Source organism: uncultured Microbacterium sp., from assembly GCF_913776565.1.
Classification (GTDB): Bacteria; Actinomycetota; Actinomycetes; order Actinomycetales; family Microbacteriaceae; genus Microbacterium.
This window is the reverse complement of record NZ_CAJYPF010000106.1, coordinates 1-2,549: the sequence shown is the minus strand read 5'-3', so window position 1 is coordinate 2,549 and position 2,549 is coordinate 1. Positions and strand designations below refer to the sequence as shown.

The following is a 2,549-nucleotide window of genomic DNA, read 5'->3' as shown; positions in this document are numbered from 1 at the left end:
ACGTCGCCCGACTCGCCGCACCCGAAGCAGTGGTAGTAGCCCACCTGCGGGCGCACGTTGAAGCTCGGGCTGCGCTCGTCGTGGAAGGGGCACAGACCCTTCATCGAGCCCACGCCCGCGGGCTTCAGAGCGACGCGCTCACCGATCACGTCGGCGATGTTGACCCGCGCCTTGACCTCGTCGACGTCGGCCTGCCGGATGCGTCCGGCCATCAGGCGTCCGCCCCGCGCGACGCGCGGGCACCGGGCGCCCAGACGCCGAGCTCGGCGGCATCCACCTCGCCCACCAGCCGCCCGTGCCACGAGATCGCCAGCTGATCCGTCAGGCTCGCGACCTGGTCGACGACGACTCGGCGTCGCGCGGTGTCGTCGACCGCGGCGGCGAAGTCGGGGGCGTGCAGCGCGTCGAGAGCGCCGGGATTTTCCCAGAGGGCGGATGCCAGCCGCTTGAGCACGTGGCGCTGTTCGCGGTACAGCACCTTGCGGCCGTCGATGGACACCACCGTCGCGCCGATGATGCCCTTCAGCACCGCCATCTCGACCTCGACCTCGGCCGGGACGATCACGTGGGCGCGGTAGCGGGTGAGCTCGTCGGCGGGATACGCCTCGCGCGTCGCGGCGGTGGCGGCGCGGGCGAAGCGGCCGATGAGGTCGGAGGTGAGGTTCTTGAGCCGCGCGAGCGCGGGTCGTGTGCCGTCGAAGGAGTGGATCCACTCGGGCATCACCATCAGGCGCTCGAGACCGGCCGACAGGTCGTCGCGCACGAAGTCGTAACCGACCCAGCGCTGGATCGCGTCGAGCAGCCCCTCGCGGCCCACGCGCGAGGCGAGGCGCGCGGGGTCGACGTAGCGGTTGACCACCGCGTCCTCGAAGTCGTGCACCGAATACGCGATGTCGTCCGAGAGGTCCATGACCTCGGCCTCGATGCAGCGCCGGCGGGCGGGAGCGCCGCCGCGCATCCAGTGGAACACCGGCTCGTCGTCGGGATAGACGCCGAACTTGAGGCGCCCGCCGGGGTCGGGGACGGGCTCGTCGACGGTCCAGGGGTACTTGCAGGTGGCGTCGAGGCTCGCGCGGGTGAGGTTGAGGCCGAACGGCTCGCCGTCGGCGCCGAACACCTTCGGCTCGAGGCGGGTGAGGATGCGCAGCGTCTGCGCGTTGCCCTCGAAGCCGCCGACGTCGTCCGCCCACTCGTTGAGGGCGCGTTCGCCGTTATGCCCGAAGGGCGGGTGACCGAGGTCGTGGCTGAGGCACGCGGTGTCGACGACGTCGGGTGAGAGTTGCAGCGCGGTCGCGAGCTCGCGCCCGACCTGCGCGACCTCGAGCGAGTGCGTCAGACGGTTGCGGGCGAAGTCTGCGGGGCTCGCGGGGCTCAACACCTGCGTCTTGGCCGCGAGGCGGCGCAGGGCGGCGGAGTGCAGCACGCGCGCGCGGTCGCGTGCGAAGTCGTCGCGCTGGGACCGGTGGCGCTCGACGTGGAATCGCCCGGCGTCGTCGTCGTCGTAACCGGCCGGGCGGGCGGCCGTCGCCGACGCCTCACCCACCACTGTGGTGCAGCTCCGCGTCGGCGAGGGCGCGACCGGCGTCGTGGCCGATCTCGCGGGAGTCGAGCCACCCGTCGGGCAGTGCCGGTCGCTTTGGCGTGCCCGCGCGGCCGCGCTGGCCCTCGGCGGCGGCTCCCGGGTACGGGGCGTCGAGCTCCATCGTGGCCAGCAGCTCGTCGATCTCGTCGAGCGTCGAGGCCGTCGCGAGGCTCGCGCGCAGTTCGCCGCCGACCGGGTAGCCCTTGAAGTACCACGCCACGTGCTTGCGGATGTCGCGGCATCCGCGGCCCTCGTCGTCGAAGAACTCGACGAGCAGCTCGGCGTGGCGGCGGAACGCGCGCGCCACGAAACCGAGCGTGGCGTCGACGGGCTCGCCGTGAGCGGCGCCCGGGCCGCCGAGGGCGCGCGCGAGGTCGCCGAAGAGCCACGGGCGGCCGAGGCAGCCGCGACCGACGACGACGCCGTCGCAGCCGGTCTCGTCCATCATGCGGACGGCGTCGTCGGCCGACCAGATGTCGCCGTTGCCGAGCACGGGAACGCTCGTGACGGTCTCCTTGAGCTTCGTGATCGCGGCCCAGTCGGCGTGGCCCGAGTAGAACTCGCTCGCCGTCCGGGCGTGCAGGGCGATGGATGCCACTCCCGCCCCCTCGGCGATGCGACCGGCCTCGAGGTAGGTGAGGTGGTCGGTGTCGATGCCCTTGCGCATCTTGATCGTCAGCGGCTTGTCGCCCGCGGCCTTCACGGCGCGCTCGACGATCTCGCGGAACAGCGAGGTCTTCCACGGCAGGGCGGCCCCGCCGCCGCGGCGGGTGACCTTGGGCACGGGGCACCCGAAGTTGAGGTCGATGTGATCGGCGTGGTCTTCGTCGACGATCATCGTGACCGCGGCCTCGACGGTCGCGGGATCCACGCCGTACAGCTGGATCGAGCGCGGCGTCTCGGACTCGTGATGCCGGATGAGCCGCATCGTGGTCTCGTTGCGTTCGACGAGCGCGCGCGTCGTGAT

At 72.3% G+C, this 2,549-nt stretch carries 3 protein-coding genes; all 3 read right to left on the bottom strand.

The window, feature by feature from the left end; translation table 11 throughout:
* Positions 1 to 212: CHC2 zinc finger domain-containing protein (locus tag QZ433_RS05740; protein ID WP_295780643.1), on the bottom strand; the 212-nt coding region annotated here is incomplete at its 3' end.
* A complete protein-coding gene (locus QZ433_RS05735; RefSeq protein ID WP_295780640.1) occupies positions 212 to 1,546 on the bottom strand; it encodes a deoxyguanosinetriphosphate triphosphohydrolase in 1,335 nt (444 codons plus the stop codon). The genes QZ433_RS05740 and QZ433_RS05735, both read right to left, overlap by 1 nt.
* Positions 1,536 to 2,549: tRNA dihydrouridine synthase DusB (dusB, locus tag QZ433_RS05730; protein WP_295780638.1), on the bottom strand; the 1,014-nt coding region annotated here is incomplete at its 5' end. The genes dusB and QZ433_RS05735, both read right to left, overlap by 11 nt.